The 1,148-nt window shown below is 72.3% G+C and carries 1 protein-coding gene; it reads right to left on the bottom strand.

Annotated elements, in window-relative coordinates; all coding sequences use genetic code 11:
* Nucleotides 1-1,148: type I polyketide synthase (locus ABZV91_RS32515; protein WP_355249539.1), on the bottom strand; the 1,148-nt coding region annotated here is incomplete at both ends.

The following is a 1,148-nucleotide window of genomic DNA, read 5'->3' on the forward strand; positions in this document are numbered from 1 at the left end:
TCGTCCAACGCCGCCGCGAACACCGGGAACACCGCGTACAGCTCCCGGCCCATCCCGGCCCGCTGCGCACCCTGACCCGTGAACAGGAACGCCGTGCGCCCGCTACCGGCCGCTCCGGCGACCACACCGGCGGCAGCGGAGGTCTCCCCCTCGGCCAGGGCGGCCAGACCGGTCAGCAACTCCGCGCGGTCCCGGCCCGTCACCACACCGCGGTGGTCCAGCAGGGCGCGGGAGGTGGTCAGCGAGTAGGCGACGTCCCACGGGTCGACGGCGTCGGCGGCGAGCACGTGGTCCCGGAGTGCGCGGGCCTGTGCCCGCAGTCCCGGTTCGGATTTCGCCGAGACCACCCACGGCACCACCTCCGAGGTGATCGTGGGCTCGGTGGGCTCGGCCACCGGCGCGTCCGAGGCGTCGGCCGAGTCCGCCACGACCGGTTCGCCGGTGCCCTCCGGCGCCGGATCCGCGGCCGATTCGGCCGGCGGTTCCTCGAGGATCACGTGCGTGTTCGTGCCGCTCACCCCGAAGGAGGAGACGCCGGCCCGGCGTACCCGCTCCCCCGCCGGCCACGGCTCCGCCTCGGTCAGCAACCGCACGGTGGCCGGATCCCACTCCACGTGGGGTGTGGGCGCGTCGACGTGCAGGGTGCGCGGCAGGGTTTCGTGCCGCATGGCCTGCACCATCTTGATCACACCACCCACACCCGCCGCCGCGGAGGTATGACCGATATTCGACTTCAACGAACCCAACCGGAACGGACCACTCTCCCCCCGCGCGCCGTAGACATTGATCAACGCCCGCGCCTCGATCGGATCACCCAGCATCGTGCCCGTACCGTGCGCCTCCACCGCGTCGATATCGGCCGGTTCGAGTCCGGCGTTCGCCAACGCGGCCCGGATGACCCGTTCCTGCGAGGGCCCGTTGGGCGCCGTGAGTCCCTTGCTCGCGCCGTCCTGGTTCACCGCGGTGCCGCGCACCACCGCCAGGACCGTGTGCCCGAGTCGCCGTGCGTCGGAAAGCCGCTCCAGCACCAGCATCCCGAGACCCTCGGAGAAACCCGTCCCATCCGCCGCCGCCGCGAACGCCTTACACCGCGCATCCACCGACAACGCCCGCTGCCGCGCGAACGCGATCAACAACGACGGATCCGA

Origin of the sequence: Nocardia sp. NPDC004568, assembly GCF_040609955.1 — a bacterium.
Lineage (GTDB): Bacteria > Actinomycetota > Actinomycetes > Mycobacteriales > Mycobacteriaceae > Nocardia.